Genomic DNA, 17374 nt, shown 5'->3' with positions numbered 1-17374 from the left:
ATCATGAAAAGCACTGGAATATTTTGGATTAGAGAAGATTTTAGAATTGATAATAATCCAGCTCTTTCCTTTGCAACTAATAATCATGAGAATGTGGTTGCGTTATATATTTATAATAATAATGAATTTGATAACAAAAGAGAAGCTCAGAAATGGTGGTTATTTAAATCATTAGAGTCAATAAAAACAGAACTTTCAAAATTTAAAATCAATCTAGAAATTTTAAAAGGTGATGAGTTGGATATTTTATCAAAACTGAAAAAAAAAGATAATGTATGCATCTATTGGAATAAAATTTATGAACCAGATGTTATATCTAAAGGAAAAAAAATAAGAGATCTATTTATAAAAAACGAAATAGAATACAAATATTTTAAAGGAAATATTTTAAATGAATTTCAAGAAGTAACTAAAAATGACGGTACACCATTTAAAGTATTTACACCTTTCTGGAGAACTGCTGAACAAATTTATCTTAATCAACCGCCAAGTAAAAATTACACTGTAAAAAAGAAAACTAAAGCCATCAATTTTTTTAAGAATTCTTTAGATCTCAAAAATATTTTACCAAATAAAAAATGGTATGAAAAATTTGATAAATATTGGAAAGTTTCAGAAAATGTTTCTCAAAAGATTCTAAAAGATTTATTAGAAAATAAAATTAAAGATTATGGGACTAATAGAGATATCCCTTCTATAAATGGTACTTCTAGGTTATCCCCATATTTAAAATTTGGTCAAATTCATGTGAATACAATTTGGAAAAAGTGTAGTGAGCTAAAATCAAAAGGAATAGGGTATAGAAAATATATAAACGAACTTGGTTGGCGAGAATTTTCTCATAGTCTAATTAATTACTTTCCTGAATTCTTAAAAGGCAATTTTCGAAAAGAATTTGACAAATTCCCATGGGCTAAAAATGAAAAGTTTTTAAAAGCATGGAAAAAAGGTATGACAGGGTATCCAATAGTTGATGCCGGTATGAGAGAGTTATACGAAACTGGATGGATGCATAATAGAATTCGAATGGTTGTTGGATCCTTTTTAGTAAAGCATTTGAGAATTAATTGGATAGAGGGAGAGAAGCATTTTAGAAACTGCTTACTTGATTTTAATAAAGCAAATAATGTAGCACAATGGCAATGGGTTGCAGGCTGTGGAGCTGATGCTGCGCCATACTTTAGAATTTTTAATCCTATTCTTCAGGGTGAAAAATTTGATAAGGAAGGAATTTATGTAAAAAAATGGGTTCCTGAATTAAATAAAGTTCCTGCAAAATTCATTCACAAACCTTGGGAAATGGAAATCAAATACCAAGAAGCAATTAAAACAATTATAGGTAAAGACTATCCACAACCAATAGTTATTCATGAAAAAGCAAGAGCTGCTGCATTGGATGCATTTCAATCTCTGAAGAAAAAATAACTTATTCTCCCAAAAAATGATGAATTATAGATCTTTTTTGAGACTGTAATCTATGTTCAAATAGATAGAGACCTTGCCAAGTTCCAAGTAATAATTCTTTATTTTTAATACTAAGAGAAATTTGATTATTCGTTAATGCAGATTTTATATGAGCTGGCATATCATCTTTACCCTCAGTTGTATGAACATAAAGCGAATTATCCATTGGTGCCAGCTTATCAAAATATTTAATCAAATCAGTTTGTACATCTGGATCGGCATTCTCCTGTACAATTAAAGACGCACTGGTATGCTGGATGCTCAAATTTAAAATTCCATTCTTAAAATTATTTTCATTTATCCAATTAAGAGTTTGATCTGTAAATTCATATAACTTTTGACCATTTGTATTTATTTGAAGATTAAAAAATTCTTGTTTCATGAATTCATCACTTTAGATGTTAATTCGTATAATCTACTGATTGTTCTTTCAAATGGTTTTTCTAATAGTTTTGATGATGTAAATTTATCCAAACTTTGATTAGCTGTTACTGCAATTGGAACACTATTATCATAAATTATATCTAATAAAGTTATAAATCTTTGCTGTTGGTTAGAATTAAAATTATCAAATTGTGGTATTTGATCGATTACTATAAAAAGACAATTTTTAATAATTTCTAAATAATCTTCTGCACCTAAATTCTGATCACATAATGTTTTAAAATCAAATCTAGCCACTCCTTCATAAAAATTTTCTATTTTAAAATTTCTTCCTTTTACATTAATTATTTTCTCAGTTTTATTTTTATCCTTAGTAATAGTTCTAAAAAATTTATTTATTTTAAAATTAGTCTCTTCATCAAGTGGAAAAAAGTATCTATCTTGAGAATTATTAGATTTTCTATAGTCATCTTCAATTACAAGTTCGTATTGAAAAGATTGATCCTCCATTATTTTTATAAATGGTTTGAACTGATCTCTTTGAAGACCATCTTTGTAAAGCTCAGAGATTTTAGTATTGGAAGTTACAATTATTTTTATATCTTCTTTGAAGATTTGATTAAATAATTTTCCTAAAATCATAGCATCAACAATGTTGGTTACTTGAAACTCATCAAAGTAAATTATCAATGCTTTTGATTTTAAATCTTTAACAAATTCATTAATAATATTTTCTTGATTACTACCTTTTCTTTCGTGAACAAAATTATGAAAACTCAACATAAACTCATTAAAATGTGACCTTAGTTTCTTATGATCTAATTGATTAAAAAAGAAATCTAAAATCATTGTTTTGCCTACACCAACATCACCATATAAATAAAATCCTTTTTTAAAAGATTGGCTTTGAAAAATTTTTGATATTAATGATTGAAAATTACCCTCGTAGTATTCTTGTAATTTTTTTACTAAATCTATCTGACTAGGATTAATTTCTAAATTTTGTTTTTTACAGTGAGATATAAATTCTTTTTCAAAAGGTAAGGCCATTAACTTCTTTTAGTTTTAAAATCGATACCATATTCTGATCGTGGTCCTTTTCGTAAACCAAATGGTCCTGGAATAAATATTGTCATTGGTTTTGTGCCTGGTTCTAAATCAACTCTATGAAAAGCATTTGCTGATCTAAAACCAATGTATCCAGGCTTTCGCCAAAATCTTCCATTTTTTGTTGTTTCCCAGTACCCTCCTCTTAAAATTATTGTAATGTATGGGCATAAATGGTTATGCACCCCATCACCATGATCATCATCTAACATTTCATGAATTAATATATTAAATGGAAACCATTTGGGTCTATTTCTGAATATCACATAATATCTATTCATCCACGGTTTTGCTTCTTCAAATTTTGGGTGTGATGGTCCTCTATCTAGAACTACTTTTTTTCTTCCGATCTTTTCTAAAAATTTCAAGATCATATTTAATTGTATTGTACGATAGAACCGTTTCTAACTACATACAAATTATTATCAAATATAAATGGTTCTGAAACAATGTCTCCAGAGACTTTTTCTACGTTTAAAACTTTTCCTTCACTTAAATCAGCAATTATTATTTTTCCGTCAGTATTTGTTAAATACAAATTAGTATTACCTATCACAAAACCAACTGGTTCAATTTCTTTTCTTTTTTTAATTTTATAGTTATTAAAAAGATCTGTAATTCTAAGAATGTTGCCTTTATTTTTTTCAACAACATACAAATATCCATCATTAGAAACTGTAAAAATCAAATTGCCAGTAATTATTGGAGTAATATTTGAATTTAAATCATTTATCCAATTAACTACTCCTGTTTTAACATCTACAGAATAAAATTCATTTTTATTATTTGAAAAATAGACAGATTTTCCATCTGATACTAGTTTTGATATTTTGAAATTATAAGTTTCATTAATAATACTGCTGCTTTGAGTTGGCAACTGCCAACTGATTAATCCAGTCTCAATATCAACTGCTGTGATATCTCCAATTGAGTTACTAAACACCACCATTTCGTCAATTAAAATTAATGAATATTTTGCATTTGATATTGTAAAAGAATCTTCTGTTTGCAAATTCCAACATTCAGATCCGTCTTCAATTTTATAGCATCTCAAGGTATTTTTATAATCAACAACAAAAATTTTGTTTTTATAACTTTTGATATCTGAATTAAATGGATAGGTGTTATTTTTTGTCCAATTCAATTCACCTGTTTCAAGATTAATCGAATAATATTTAGCAATACTGTCTGTAATGAATATACTATTTTCTTTAATTGCAAAATTTAACTTTGGTCTTAATTTTTTTTCTGACTTGGTGTAATGATTTTTTTTCCATAACACTTTTTTATTATTATCATATCTAATAATTGTACCTTTTTTATCAAAGAAAATTAATCCATCTGATAGGAAAATTGGTTTGTAATTAAGATTATTTATTTCATCTAACTTTGAAAATTTAAAATTACCTATTTTTTCTAATTGGCCATCATAGTTTTGGGCACCGTAGTTATTGGTATTAACTATTATTTTGTTGGTTGTTCTTAATCCAGATAAATCGAGTTTAACTTCTTGATTAAATTCAGAGGCTTTTACTTCTTCCTCTGCAAATATTTTTTTTACATTTTCTTTTACTGATAAGTCTTTTTCCTTATCTTTCCAAATTCTTGAATTTTCATTGAAAGAACAATTATTTAGAAGAAAAAATGTAATAAATAATGCTAATAGTCTAATCACTCAAATCTCTGTTTAATCTTTTCTCTGATTCTATTCTTATATCTGGATTTGGATTTTCTAAAGTCGTTATTTGTTGAAAAAATTCTTTTGCTTTTTGTTTTTGATCTTGTGCATAAAAATATTCGGCCATTAAGTATAATGCGTGTGATTTCCATATACTTTCTGAATTAATTAATGGATTTAGCATATTTAGTAAATCAGCTTCATTTGCCTGATCTGCATTAAATAGTGCCTTTTTATAGATAATTAAATTTTTAATTTCTTTATCTAGTGATGTTTCATCGATTATGACATCAAATAATTTATTTACCTCGCTTTGATCAGAAAGGAGATTGTTATCAATTATAAAATAAAGAGAAAGTGGAGAATAAGTTGGATCTTTTTGATTAATTATCTCCAATAATTTATTTAAAGTTGTCTCTTTATCACTTTCAGAATGATCAATAGTAATTGCATTAAAATTATCAGATATCTGTTTTTTTTTATCAGTTGTATATTTATCATAACTGTAAACACCTATTACAACCAAAACTAAAACAATAACTGAAGAAATTAGAACCTTTTTGTTATTAACAAAAAAGTTTTTAATTTTTTCGTTCCTAGTATTTGCATTTACAATTGATAAATCTTCGTCCATATTAAATCATGTTCCTTAGCACATATTGGAGAATTCCTCCATTTTTATAATACTCCAGCTCGTTTTTAGTATCTATTCTAGATAAAGTCTTCACTTTTTTAATTTCTCCAGAGATATATTTGATTTCTATAGTAACTTCATCAGAAGGATTTATGCCTTTTTCAATATCAACTACACTTATTAGTTCTGAACCAACTAAGTTTAAGCTTTTTCTATTTTCTCCATCTTTAAATTGCAGTGGTAAAATTCCCATTCCAATTAAATTCGATCTATGAATTCTTTCAAAACTTTCAGCAATAACTGCTTTTACTCCTAAAAGTTTAGTTCCTTTAGCAGCCCAATCTCTCGAAGAGCCAGTTCCATATTCTTTACCACCTATTACGACTAAATCAGTTCCTCTGTTTTTATACTCAACAACTGCATCATAAACAGGCATTACTTTTTCTTCAGGATATAATTTTGTAAATCCACCTTCAGTTCCTGGCGCCATTTCATTTCTAATTCTAATATTAGCAAAAGTTCCTCTCATCATAACTTCATGATTCCCTCTTCTTGAGCCATAAGAATTATAATCTTTAGGTAAAATTTGATGTTCCATAAAATATTCTCCAGTTGGACTATCTTTTTGTATGCTTCCAGCTGGTGAAATGTGATCTGTTGTTATCATATCACCTAATATTAATAACGGTCTTGCATCTTTAATTTCTTTAAATCCTTCTGGTTCATCAGATAAACCTTCAAAGAATGGAGGTTTTTTTACATAAGTTGAACCTTCATCCCATTTGTAAATACTGCTTTTTTCAGTTTTAATTTGTTGCCATTGAGTAGGACCATCAGAAACATTTGAGTATCTTTGAATAAACATATCAGCATTCAAAGATTGTTTTAAAGTATCCTCTATTTCTTGATTTGATGGCCAAATATCTTTTAAAAATATATCTTTCCCATCTTTACTTTTGCCAAGAGGGTCTTTGTATAAATCAAACTCCATATGTCCTGCTATTGCGTAAGCAACCACCAATGGTGGAGAAGCTAAATAGTTTGCTTTAATATGTGGAGAAATTCTTCCTTCAAAGTTTCTATTTCCTGATAGTACAGAAACGGCGTGAATATTTTCTTTTTGAATCGCTTCTACTATATTTTCAGGAAGTGGTCCTGAGTTTCCTATACAAGTGGTACAACCATATCCAACTAAATTAAAACCTAATTGATCTAAATAAGTATTTAAACCAGCTTTTTCTAAATAGTCAGTTACTACTTGAGATCCAGGTGCTAATGATGTTTTAACCCAAGGTTTAACTTCTAATCCATACTCAACAGCTTTTTTAGCAAGCAAACCTGCTCCAATTAAAACATTTGGATTTGAAGTATTGGTACATGAAGTTATTGCAGCAATTAAAATTGAACCATCTTGAATTTCATAATCAGTATTTGAAACTTTCGATATTGATTTTTGATCTTTGTTTGTTGCTTCAGATAAAACTTTTTTAAATGAAGTTGGTGCATCAGTTAACAAAACTTTATCTTGAGGTCTTTTTGGCCCAGAAATAGTTGGTACAACTGTAGACATGTCTAATGAAATTACATCAGTAAATTCTAAATCATTACTTGCCCATAACCCTTGTTCTTTCGCATATTTTTCAACTACTTCGACAGTGTGCTGATCTCTTCCTGAAAATTTTAGATATTTTAAAGTTTCATCATCTATTGGAAAAAAACCACAAGTAGCACCGTATTCTGGAGCCATATTTGCAATAGTTGCTCTATCTGCAAGAGTTAGATTTTTTAACCCATCTCCATAAAATTCTACAAATTTTCCAACAACACCTTTATCTCTTAACATTTTAACCACTGTTAAAACAAGATCTGTTGCCGTTGTACCTTCGGGCATTTTATTTTTTACTTCAAAACCAATCACTTCAGGTATCAACATAGATATAGGTTGGCCTAACATTCCTGCTTCTGCTTCAATACCTCCTACTCCCCAGCCTAAAACAGAAAGTCCATTAACCATCGTTGTATGGCTGTCTGTGCCAACAAGTGTATCTGGAAATATATATTTCTCACCTTTAAATTCTTCAGACCAAACTACTTTAGATAAGTATTCTAAATTTACTTGATGACAAATTCCTGTTCCTGGAGGAACAATTCTAAAATTATCAAAAGCTTGTTGTCCCCATTTTAAAAATGAATATCTCTCACCATTTCTATTGAATTCTATATCTACGTTTTTTTCAAATGAATCTGCTTTTGCAGATTGATCAACTTGAACAGAATGATCAATTACAAGATCAACTGCTGATAATGGATTGATTGTATTGGGATCTTTATTTTTTTCTTTAACAGCCTCTCTCATTGCAGCTAAATCTGCAACAGCAGGAATTCCTGTATAATCTTGAAGCAAAACTCTTGCAGGTCTATATGCAATTTCAGTTTTTGATTTTTTTGTTTCCAGCCAATTTTTAATTGCTTCTATTTGAGATTTTGTAACACTCAAATCATCTTCGTATCTTAATAAATTTTCTAATAAAACTTTTAGAGATTTTGGAAGTTTATTAATTCCATCTAGCCCATTTTTTTCTGCTTCGCTTAATGAATAATAATTATACTCTTTGTTGTTGATATTAATTTTTTTAAGAGAATTATAAGAATTTTTGTTTCCTGGTGTCATATTTTATAAATAAAAAGTTATTATGCTTGTTAAAAGAAGCAGTGACATAGCATAATTAAAATAATTAATAAATTTCTGATTTGTCGCAAATTTCCTAAAGAATTTACCCAAAAATGTCCAAAGAGTTATACTCGTTACTGAAACTAGTAATGCCATAACAAGAATTTGAGTCGTATAACTCACAAATGTTTCACCTGGGTTTATATAAGTGGATACAAGAATTATAGATGCAATTACACCTTTTGGATTTAGAAACTGAAAGATAAAAGTTTCATGAAATTTAATCGGATTTTTATTTTTATTTTCTTGATTTGATGGACCTGAAAAAGAAATTTTATAAGCTAAGTAAATCAAAAATAGAGTTCCTAAATATTTTAATATTTCTTGAATCAAAGGATAAAGCTTAAATATATTTATCAAACCTAAAGCTAGGCATAATAATAGAAATGGAAATCCTAGGGTAACCCCGATTATATGTGGAAGTGTTCTAACTATACCAAAGTTAAAACCAGAATAAAAAGCAACAAAGTTATTAGGGCCAGGTGTAAATGCAGCAACAATTCCAAATAAAGTTATCGAGAGAATTTCAGGATGCATTACTAAGCAATTGGTAAACCATTCTCAGCTTTTTGTGATGGGTGTACTAAAGTAACTTTCCCTTCAGCATCTATTGCTCCTAAAACCAATACTTGTGAAACTACACCAGCAATATTTTTCTCAGGAAAATTACAAACTGCAATGATCTGCTTTCCTTTTAAATTCTCCTCATTATAATAATGAGTAATTTGAGCTGATGATTGTTTGATGCCAATTTCACTTCCAAAATCTACTTCAACTACTAAAGATGGTTTTCTAGCCTTTTCATTTTTTTTAACTGAAATTACAGTACCAACTCTAATATCTACTTTGTCAAAAATGTCATAGGTAATTTGCTCTTTAATCATAATATAATATAGTGTTTTAAGTTTATGAGTATAGATAACAATTTATATGAAAAATCAATCAAGATTTTAACTGACTTAATTGCATTTAAAACTATCTCAGGCCAAGATAATAGTAATTTGATTGATTATTGTGAAAACATTTTAAATAACATCGGAATAGATACTTTCAAAGTTTACGATGATGATAAAAAAAGAGTTAATCTTTTTGGAACTTTAAAAGCAAAAAATCAAAGCACAAAAAAACCAATCATTCTATCAGGACACACTGATGTAGTTCCAGTTTCTAAAGGTTGGAGCACCGATCCATTTGTTGCAACAATTAAAAAAGATAAACTTTATGGAAGAGGCTCATGTGACATGAAAGGTTTTATTGCATGTACACTTGCTTATGCACCAATCTTTAAAGAAAGTAATTTAGATAGAGACTTACATTTCTGTTACACTTTTGATGAAGAGACTGCGTGTATTGGTGCTCCTCTGTTGATAGAGGAATTGAAAAAAAGAGATATCAAAAATGGAATTTGTATAATTGGAGAACCAACTACAATGAAAATAATAGATGCTCACAAAGGTATGAATGAATACACAGTTCACTTTGGAGGACTAGCAGGACATAGTTCAAAACCACATCTAGGAGTAAATGCTGCAGAGTATGCTACTAGGTATGTTGGAAAACTTTTAGAAATAAGAGAACAGTTAAAAAAACGAGTTAAAGAAAATAGTATTTTTGATCCTCCACATTCAACCTTATCAATTGGAGGCATTAAAGGTGGTATTGCTCATAATGTTATTGCAGACAAATGTAGTGTTGAATGGGAAACAAGGCCAGTTGTCAAAGAAGATGGGGAATTTGTAACAAATGAAATTGATAAATATGCAAATGAAGTACTGCTCCCGGAAATGAAAGAGGTATTTCCAGATTCTTATATAAAAAAGGAAACGATTGGTGAAGTAGTTGGGTTTAATAGATTAGATGAATCTGAAGCATGTGAATTTGTATCAAATATAACTGGTGATAATTCAAGGGAAGTGGTTTCTTTTGGAACAGAAGCCGGTTTATTTCAAGAACTAGGAATTAGTACAGTTGTTTGTGGACCTGGATCCATAGAACAAGCTCATAAAATTGATGAGTTCATAGAATTAAACGAGATGAAAAAATGCCTTAAATTTTTAGAAGGTGTAAAAGATAAATCAGTAAATTAACTCCAACCACCTACTGCTTTCACCTCTAAAAATTCTTCTAAGCCATGTTCGCCGGCTTCTCTACCGATACCAGAATGTTTGAAACCTCCAAATGGTGCATCAACAGCAATACCAGCTCCATTAACATCTACCATTCCAGATCTTAATTTTCTAGCAACTCTTTGAACTTTTTCAGTGTCTTGAGTTTGAATATAGTTTGTTAATCCATATGAAGTATCATTTGCAATTTTAATTGCTTCTTCCTCTGTTTCAAATGGGATAACAGATAAAACAGGTCCAAAAATTTCAGTTCTTGCAACATCCATATCGTTATTTACGTCTGCAAAAACTGTTGGTTTAACAAAGTAGCCTTTATCTAATCCATCAGGTTTACCTGTTCCTCCAGCAACTAATTTTGCTCCTTCATCAATACCTTTTTGAATTAAAGTTTGAATTTTATTGTATTGAGTTTCTGAAATAACTGGACCTATGTGCTCCCCTTCTTTTTTAGGATCACCCACTTCAAAATTTTCAGTATATTTTTTTAATCTCTCTATAGCTTTATCATACATTGATTTTTCAACCAACATTCTTGTTGGAGCGTTACAAGATTGTCCAGAATTTCTAAAACATCTTAAAGCACCTCTTTCAATTGCTTCTGGATCAGCATCTTTAAAAATTATATTTGCCCCTTTACCACCTAGCTCTAAGCTTACTCTTTTAAAATCTTTAGCAGCATTTTGAGAAATCAAAGCTCCAGCTCTTGTTGAGCCTGTGAAAGAGATCATATTAATATCTGGATGGCTTGTAAGAGCATCGCCTGTTGTTGCTCCATCACCATTAACTAAATTAAACACACCTTTTGGAAATTTTACCTCATCAATAATTTCAGCAAGTATCATTGATGAAAGTGGCGCTAATTCTGATGGCTTTAATACCATTGTGCAACCTGCAGCAATTGCTGGCATTACTTTTAAACAAACTTGGTTCATTGGCCAATTCCAAGGTGTTATTAATGCACAAACACCTTTAGGTTCATAAATTAATCTTTGGTTAGGAGCGTGTTCTCCCAATGGTTTTTCAAATTCGAAATTTTTCAAATATCTGATAAATGATTTAATATGACTTGCTCCTGTTCCTGCTTGTAATTTTGTGGCAAAATCTTTTGGTGCACCCATTTCAAGAGTTATGGCTTCTGCAATATCTGCCCATCTTTTTTTATAATTTTCATAAAGTTTTTCTAATAATGCAATTCTTTCTTCTTTAGAGGAAAAGGCCCAAGATTCGTAAGCATCTTTTGCTGCAGCAACTGCTAAATCAACATCTGCTTTATTTCCCAAAGTAATTACAGCACAGTTATCTTCTGTAGCTGGATCGATTACTTTAATTTCTTCAGCACTGTTTGGTTTAACCCAAGCACCATTAATATAAAAATTTTTTTTATCTAACATGATTTAAAATTATCCTTTCCTTATGATTTTGCAAATAAATTTGTTAATTCGTAAACTATTGTTGCAGCTGCAAGAGATGTAACTTCAGCATGATCATATGCTGGTGAAACTTCTACTACATCAGCTGAAACTAAATTTAATCCAGACAAACCCCTTAATACATTTACCATTTCTCTAGTTGTCATTCCTGCAATTTCTGGCGTTCCTGTACCAGGTGCAAATGCGGGATCCAAAACATCAATATCTATAGATAAATAAAGTGGATTATCTCCGACTCTTTTTCTAATTCTTTCTGCAATTTTATCTGTTCCTTCAGTTTGAAATTCATCACAGTGAATTATTTTAAAACCAAAACTTTCATCATTTTTTATATCATCTCTGCTGTAAAGAGGTCCTCTTATTCCCACATGCATTGAAGCATCATCTAAAAATAAACCTTCTTCTCTTGCTCTTCTAAATGGAGTTCCATGAGTATATGGAGCACCAAAATAAGTATCCCAAGTATCTAAGTGAGCATCAAAATGAACTAGAGAAACTGGTCCTTTATTTTTTTTATTAATTGCTCTTAATAATGGCACTGCAATTGTATGATCGCCACCTAAACTAATTATTCCACCTACTTTGTTTAATAGATCAGTTGCTCCCTCTTCTATTTGTTTAATAGCTTCATCAATGCTAAATGGATTGCACGAAATATCTCCTGCATCTGCAACTTGTTGAATTTTAAAAGGCTCCACATCATAACTAGGATGATAATTTGTTCTTAAATGTCTAGATGCTTGTCTTATACTCTGAGGACCAAATCTCGCTCCTGGTCTATAACTGGTACCAGCATCAAACGGAACACCAACAATCGCTACATCACAGCTCTCAACATCTCTTAATTCTGGTAATCTTGCAAAAGTACTTGGACCAGCATATCGAGGTACTTTTGTTCCACTTACTGGTTGAATAGGATTTTTGTTTCTTTCTTTTGTCATTTTTTAATAATCTAAGATAATATTATCTAATCTAATTCGTCTATAATAAATTAATGAAAATTATTATTTTATTCATCTTAATATTTCAGTTTTCACAGGTAAATGCTGATGAAATATACAATCTAATCAAAATTCCGAACTTGGAAATCTATAAACTAAAAAATGAGAACAATATCCGTTATTTAAATGCTAAAGGAGATTTTAAAATAGGAGTGGATGACAACATTACTTGCAATAAGACAAATCAAGAAAATCTTAATACAAAATTTCCAACAATTGAGAGAAATATTAAAAGATACAATTCTAAATTTCTTAAAAAAATAAATTTAAAATATGTTGTATTTTGTGAAGGTTTATTTATTTCGAACATCAATACTGGCGGAATACCAGATAATAAAAATAGAACTTTAATATTAGACATAAACTTTAACAAAAAATATTTTGAAAGAATGATTCATCATGAGATTTTTCACATGATTCAAAATAGTTATGAAGATGATTTTAATGATCAAAAATTTTCTTTATTTAATAATTCTGATTTTGAATACGCTGAATGTTCCACTTGCTCAGATAGATTAAATTTAGATTTATATGAAAATACTAATGGTTTTTTAACAGAATACTCTCAATCAATTCCATCAGAAGATATGGCTGAAATCTTTTCTTTTTTAATGGTTAATAAAAATTTGATTGAAGAGAAAATAAAAAACGACTCTATATTAAATAATAAGGTTAATTTTATTAAATTAAATATATCTAAAATCGATGAAAATATTTTATGATTAAAACAATTAAGGCATCAAAATCAGAAAAAATTTTATTTATTTTTTTAATAGTTTTGGCCGTTTCTGCTTTTTCATCTTTTTTTTTATTAAAAAGTAAATGTCTATTTATAGACAGCAATGATTTAAAAACATTAAACTTTAAAAACCCAGATAATATTGCGGTAATAAATTTAGAATGTGGAAATGTTATTATTGAGTTATATCCTGAAATTTCTCCTAAAGCAGTTGAAAGATTTAAAATATTAATTGAAAAAAAAATGTATGATGGTTCAGCTTTCTATAAGGTGGTTGAAAATACTTTAGTGCAAGCTGGTGATCTTGAATTTGGGAACATTAAATATTTAGATTACTCAAAAATTGGAAGTGGAAAATCAGGATTAGGATTATTAAAATCAGAACTTAGTGATGATTTTGAATTTACTGAAGGTAGTGTTGGTTTTGCAAGATCAACAGAATTTGACTCTGAAGATAGTGAATTTTTTATTACCTTGAAAGATATTCCAATTTATCAAGGAGAATACACTCCGCTTGGAAAAGTAAAGTTTGGTCTAGATATTCTTAAGAAAATTAAAACAGGGAATAAAGCAATCTATGTACTAAGACCTGATTATATAAACACTTTTAGAATGTTAGAGACTAATTAACTAAAGGTTTTCCAGTTGAAAGAGTGTGTTTAATTCTTTCTTGAGTTTGTTTAGTTTCTATTAATCTCATAAAAGAATCTAACTCTAATTTATATAGATCATCTTCTGATAAAGTTTTATCTAAATTTGTATCACCACCACTCAAAACATTTGCAAGTTCTGTTCCAACATGCATTCCATGATCTAATATAATTTTTTCATTATATAATTTCTCTAAAACTTTAATCATCTTCTCTTTCAAAGGTTTGCCTGATAGATTAAATTTGCACTCTTCTGGAGGAACAAAATCGTTGTTTTCATGGATAAGTTTTCTAGCCTCCTCAAAAAGACTGTTTCTATTCATGATTTTTCTATCCTCAGGTTTTAAATATTTTAAAGGCTCTGCCTCTACAGGGGAAGTTGCAGTTTTTGCGTATCCAATGATATCGAAAACTTTTAAAGGAGCATAATCAGGATCAGATTTTGCTTCTTCTGTTTGTGACCATCTCCATAACATTTCTTTACATCCACCTCCAGCTGGCACCAATCCAACAATTGTTTCTACAAGACCAACCACAATATTTGTGTGTGATGCAACAAAGTTACTTTGAACTAAAACTTCAAAACCACCACCTAAAGTAAGACCTGAGGGTGCAGAAACTACTGGGTGCTTAGAATACTTTAATGTTTTGCAAGTATCCTGAAAGTATTTAATAAATTTTTCTATAGATTTGAAATCATTCTTGTCTGCAAAATTCATCGTATAACTCAAATTCACACCCGCAGAAAATTGCATACTTTCATTCATAACAATAAGTGGTTTGTCAGTTGCATTTTTTAATGCATCCATTGAATCATAATCTAATGCACAAGCTTTTGTAGTAAATTCGACAATATTAAAATCTTTAAAACGGTGAATTTCAGCAGAATTATTTTTGTCTACTTTTATTGCTGTTGGTCTAATTTTTCCTAGTGTTTCGATATCAGTATATAATTGTCTTTCTCCATAAAAGTTTTCATCTTTTGACTTAGATAAATTTTCTAAAAATTTATTATTTTCAAAATTATCTATCCTTGAAAAAAAGTTTTCAACTCCAATTGATTTTAACATTTCAAAAGGACCCATTGCCCAATTGAAACCAAGTCTCATTGCTTCATCTATATCGTTGAATTTGTCTGTAATTCCTGGAACTAAAGAAGACGCGTATTTAATTATTTTAGAAATTACTTCCCAAGCATATTCTCCATATTTATCTTTTCGATTAATTAAATTATTTATATCTACAGTTTCAACTCCTAAGTCTATTTTTTTGGAGGTTGTATATTCACCTGTTTCTAAATTGATAGCCTCTAATATTTTTTGGTTTCCACTTTTATTCATTCTGTAAAAACCACCTTTTCCTTTTCGTCCAGTGTAACCAGTATCAATCAATTTTTTTACAAGTGGTATTTCTTTTGCAACAATTTGAAATTCATCATTATCAGAAAGTTCTTTAATAAAGCTTTTTAAAACATCAGCCATCAAATCAATTCCAATCAAGTCATATAAGCCAAAAACTCCTGTTTTAGGTATACCCATTGGTCTTCCAAACACTGCATCGGCTTCTTCAATTGATAATTTCATTCTAAATGCTTCTGTCATTGCTACCTGCATTGCATAAACACCTATTCTATTTCCTAAGAAACCAGGTGTATCATTACAAACGATCGCACCTTTGCCTAATTCAATTTCACAAAATTTTTTAAGAGAATTGATTTTATTTAAATCATTATTTTCATTTTTTACAATTTCTAATAATCCCATGTATCTAACTGGATTAAAGAAGTGAGTTATACAAAAATCCTTTTTTTCTTCTTCAGTTAATTTTTCTGACAAAACTTTAATTGGGATAGATGATGTGTTTGATGAAACAATTGCTCCTTGTTTTCTATTCTTAAATATTTTTTCATAAATATTGTGCTTTATATCAATTCTTTCAACAACAGCTTCAACAACCCAATCAGCTTCTTTTACTACATCAAAATTATCATTAATATTTCCAACTTTAATATTTTCAATTTTGGTTTTATCTAAAAGTAATGGAGGTCTTGATTTATGAATTCTGTCTCTAGCTTTTTCAGATATTTCTGTTGTTAAATCTAAAAGAGTTACAGGGACATTTGCATTACAAAGGTGCGCTGCAATTCCACTACCCATTGTACCAGATCCAATAACAACTACTTTTTTTATATCCATAAATAATAAACTTTTATTGAATTAATCAAAAACTTGAAATAATACAAATTTCCTGATTAATTAAATTGATAAGCTATATAAATTAACACAATATTAAAGAGAAAAATGTACAATTCAGTAATAGCTGGTTACTCCAGATCACCTTTTGCAATGGCAAATAAAGGGAAATTAATAGATGTAAAACCAGTTAATCTGCTAGCTGAAGTAATTAAAAATCTTGTTTCACAATCAAAAATTAATCCAAAGGAAATTGATGATGTTGTTATTGGTTGTGCTTTTCAAGTTGGTGAACAGTGTTTTAATATTGGAAGATTAGTTACTTTTTTATCAGATCTAGATATGAGAGTTCCTGGTATGTCTGTAGATAGATGGTGTGGATCTTCAATGGAGGCAATTCATATTGCTGCAGGAAAAATAGCAATGGGATCAGGTAAGATATTTATTTGTGGAGGTGTTGAAAGCATGACAAGAGTTAGAACTGGCTTTGATCCTTTACCCTACCCTTATTCTGATGAAGCAAAACAAAATCCACATTTATATTTATCAATGGGAATTACTGCTGAGAATGTTGCAAAAAAATATAATATTTCAAGGACAGAGCAACAAGAATTCTCCTTAGAAAGTCATAGAAAAGCAAATGAAGCCCAACAAAAAGATAAATTTAAAAGCGAAATTACTAAGATAGGTAATTGTGAAACTGATGAAAATATTAGACCTAATAGCACAATGGAAAAACTAAATAGTTTAAAGTTAGTATTTGATCAAAATGGAACCGTAACAGCTGCAACTTCATCTCCTCTAACTGATGGAGCTGCTGCAACTCTGATATGTGAAGAAAATTTTGCTATAGAGAATGGTTTAGAAATTTTTGGGAGAATAAAATCTACTGCTGTTGAAGGATGTGATCCAAATTTTATGGGATTAGGACCAATTTCAGCGACTAAAAAAGCTTTGAAAAGAGCTAAACTTTCAATAAAAGACATTGATATTGTGGAGTTAAATGAAGCCTTCGCATCTCAATCACTAGCTTGTATCAAAGATTTAGAAATAGATATTAATAAAGTAAATTTAGATGGAGGAGCAATTGCTTTAGGACATCCTTTGGGAGCAACAGGTGCTAGGATAACAGGCAAGGCTGCACAACTTTTAAAAAGAGAAAATAAAAAGTACGCTCTTGCTACTCAATGCATTGGTTTAGGGATGGGAATTGCAACAATAATTGAAGCTGTTTAATT

At 29.4% G+C, this 17374-nt stretch carries 16 protein-coding genes; 5 read left to right on the top strand and 11 right to left on the bottom strand.

Going from position 1 to position 17374, the window contains the following annotated elements:
• The first annotated feature begins 3 nt into the window (after positions 1-3).
• Positions 4-1425: a cryptochrome/photolyase family protein gene (locus ACTTA6_RS00765; RefSeq protein WP_440614084.1), complete on the top strand. Its 1422-nt coding sequence runs from the start codon at positions 4-6 to the stop codon at positions 1423-1425.
• 1 nt (position 1426) lies between these two features.
• Here ACTTA6_RS00765 and ACTTA6_RS00760 read toward each other — a convergent pair whose 3' ends face one another.
• From ACTTA6_RS00760 to ACTTA6_RS00725, 8 genes are read right to left on the bottom strand one after another with little or no spacing between them, the layout of a single operon-like run.
• Complete coding sequence (locus tag ACTTA6_RS00760) at positions 1427-1846, bottom strand: secondary thiamine-phosphate synthase enzyme YjbQ (RefSeq protein ID WP_075506200.1); 420 nt, start codon at positions 1844-1846, stop codon at positions 1427-1429.
• Positions 1843-2898 carry a cell division protein ZapE gene (gene zapE / locus ACTTA6_RS00755; RefSeq protein ID WP_440614083.1) on the bottom strand — a complete coding sequence of 352 codons (1056 nt, stop codon included), beginning with the start codon at positions 2896-2898 and terminating at the stop codon, positions 1843-1845. Before zapE ends, ACTTA6_RS00760 begins: the two co-directional genes overlap by 4 nt.
• A complete protein-coding gene (locus tag ACTTA6_RS00750) occupies positions 2898-3329 on the bottom strand; it encodes a hypothetical protein (protein WP_440614082.1) in 432 nt (143 codons plus the stop codon). The genes zapE and ACTTA6_RS00750 overlap by 1 nt, the downstream gene beginning before the upstream one ends.
• A gap of 2 nt (positions 3330-3331) precedes the next feature.
• Positions 3332-4630 (bottom strand): outer membrane protein assembly factor BamB family protein, encoded by a 1299-nt coding sequence (locus tag ACTTA6_RS00745; protein ID WP_440614081.1) that lies wholly within the window; start codon positions 4628-4630, stop codon positions 3332-3334.
• Positions 4623-5267: a tetratricopeptide repeat protein gene (locus ACTTA6_RS00740; RefSeq protein ID WP_440614080.1), complete on the bottom strand. Its 645-nt coding sequence runs from the start codon at positions 5265-5267 to the stop codon at positions 4623-4625. The genes ACTTA6_RS00745 and ACTTA6_RS00740 overlap by 8 nt, the downstream gene beginning before the upstream one ends.
• Position 5268: 1 nt before the next feature.
• Positions 5269-7938 (bottom strand): aconitate hydratase AcnA, encoded by a 2670-nt coding sequence (gene acnA, locus ACTTA6_RS00735; RefSeq protein ID WP_440614079.1) that lies wholly within the window; start codon positions 7936-7938, stop codon positions 5269-5271.
• Between the two features lie 3 nt (positions 7939-7941).
• Entirely contained in the window at positions 7942-8535 is a 594-nt protein-coding gene (locus tag ACTTA6_RS00730; protein ID WP_440614078.1) for a LysE family translocator, read from the bottom strand.
• A 2-nt stretch (positions 8536-8537) separates the two neighbouring features.
• A complete protein-coding gene (locus tag ACTTA6_RS00725) occupies positions 8538-8879 on the bottom strand; it encodes a tRNA-binding protein (RefSeq protein WP_440614679.1) in 342 nt (113 codons plus the stop codon).
• A 27-nt stretch (positions 8880-8906) separates the two neighbouring features.
• On the opposite strand from ACTTA6_RS00725, the gene argE reads away from it, so the two are divergent.
• Complete coding sequence (gene argE / locus ACTTA6_RS00720; protein ID WP_440614077.1) at positions 8907-10085, top strand: acetylornithine deacetylase; 1179 nt, start codon at positions 8907-8909, stop codon at positions 10083-10085.
• On the opposite strand, the gene ACTTA6_RS00715 is transcribed toward argE, so the two are convergent.
• Positions 10082-11515, bottom strand: a complete 1434-nt coding sequence (locus ACTTA6_RS00715) for an aldehyde dehydrogenase family protein (RefSeq protein ID WP_440614076.1) — start codon at positions 11513-11515, stop codon at positions 10082-10084. The genes argE and ACTTA6_RS00715 overlap by 4 nt on opposite strands.
• A 20-nt stretch (positions 11516-11535) precedes the next feature.
• Complete coding sequence (gene speB, locus ACTTA6_RS00710; protein ID WP_440614075.1) at positions 11536-12495, bottom strand: agmatinase; 960 nt, start codon at positions 12493-12495, stop codon at positions 11536-11538.
• 53 nt (positions 12496-12548) lie between these two features.
• Here speB and ACTTA6_RS00705 point away from each other — a divergent pair, with 53 nt between their 5' ends.
• Positions 12549-13277, top strand: a complete 729-nt coding sequence (locus ACTTA6_RS00705) for a putative zinc-binding metallopeptidase (RefSeq protein WP_440614074.1) — start codon at positions 12549-12551, stop codon at positions 13275-13277.
• Positions 13274-13924: a peptidylprolyl isomerase gene (locus tag ACTTA6_RS00700; protein ID WP_440614073.1), complete on the top strand. Its 651-nt coding sequence runs from the start codon at positions 13274-13276 to the stop codon at positions 13922-13924. The genes ACTTA6_RS00705 and ACTTA6_RS00700 overlap by 4 nt, the downstream gene beginning before the upstream one ends.
• Here the strand turns inward: ACTTA6_RS00700 and ACTTA6_RS00695 are convergent.
• Positions 13917-16139, bottom strand: coding sequence for a 3-hydroxyacyl-CoA dehydrogenase NAD-binding domain-containing protein (locus ACTTA6_RS00695; protein ID WP_440614072.1), 2223 nt, complete (start codon positions 16137-16139; stop codon positions 13917-13919). The two genes, ACTTA6_RS00700 and ACTTA6_RS00695, sit on opposite strands and share 8 nt — an antisense overlap.
• 105 nt (positions 16140-16244) lie before the next feature.
• On the opposite strand from ACTTA6_RS00695, the gene ACTTA6_RS00690 reads away from it, so the two are divergent.
• A complete protein-coding gene (locus ACTTA6_RS00690; protein WP_440614071.1) occupies positions 16245-17372 on the top strand; it encodes a thiolase family protein in 1128 nt (375 codons plus the stop codon).
• The last annotated feature ends 2 nt before the right edge of the window (positions 17373-17374 follow it).

It is taken from the genome of Candidatus Pelagibacter sp. HIMB1636 (genome assembly GCF_052047675.1).
In the GTDB taxonomy this organism is placed as follows: domain Bacteria; phylum Pseudomonadota; class Alphaproteobacteria; order Pelagibacterales; family Pelagibacteraceae; genus Pelagibacter.
This window is presented reverse-complemented; position numbering and strand designations above follow the sequence as displayed.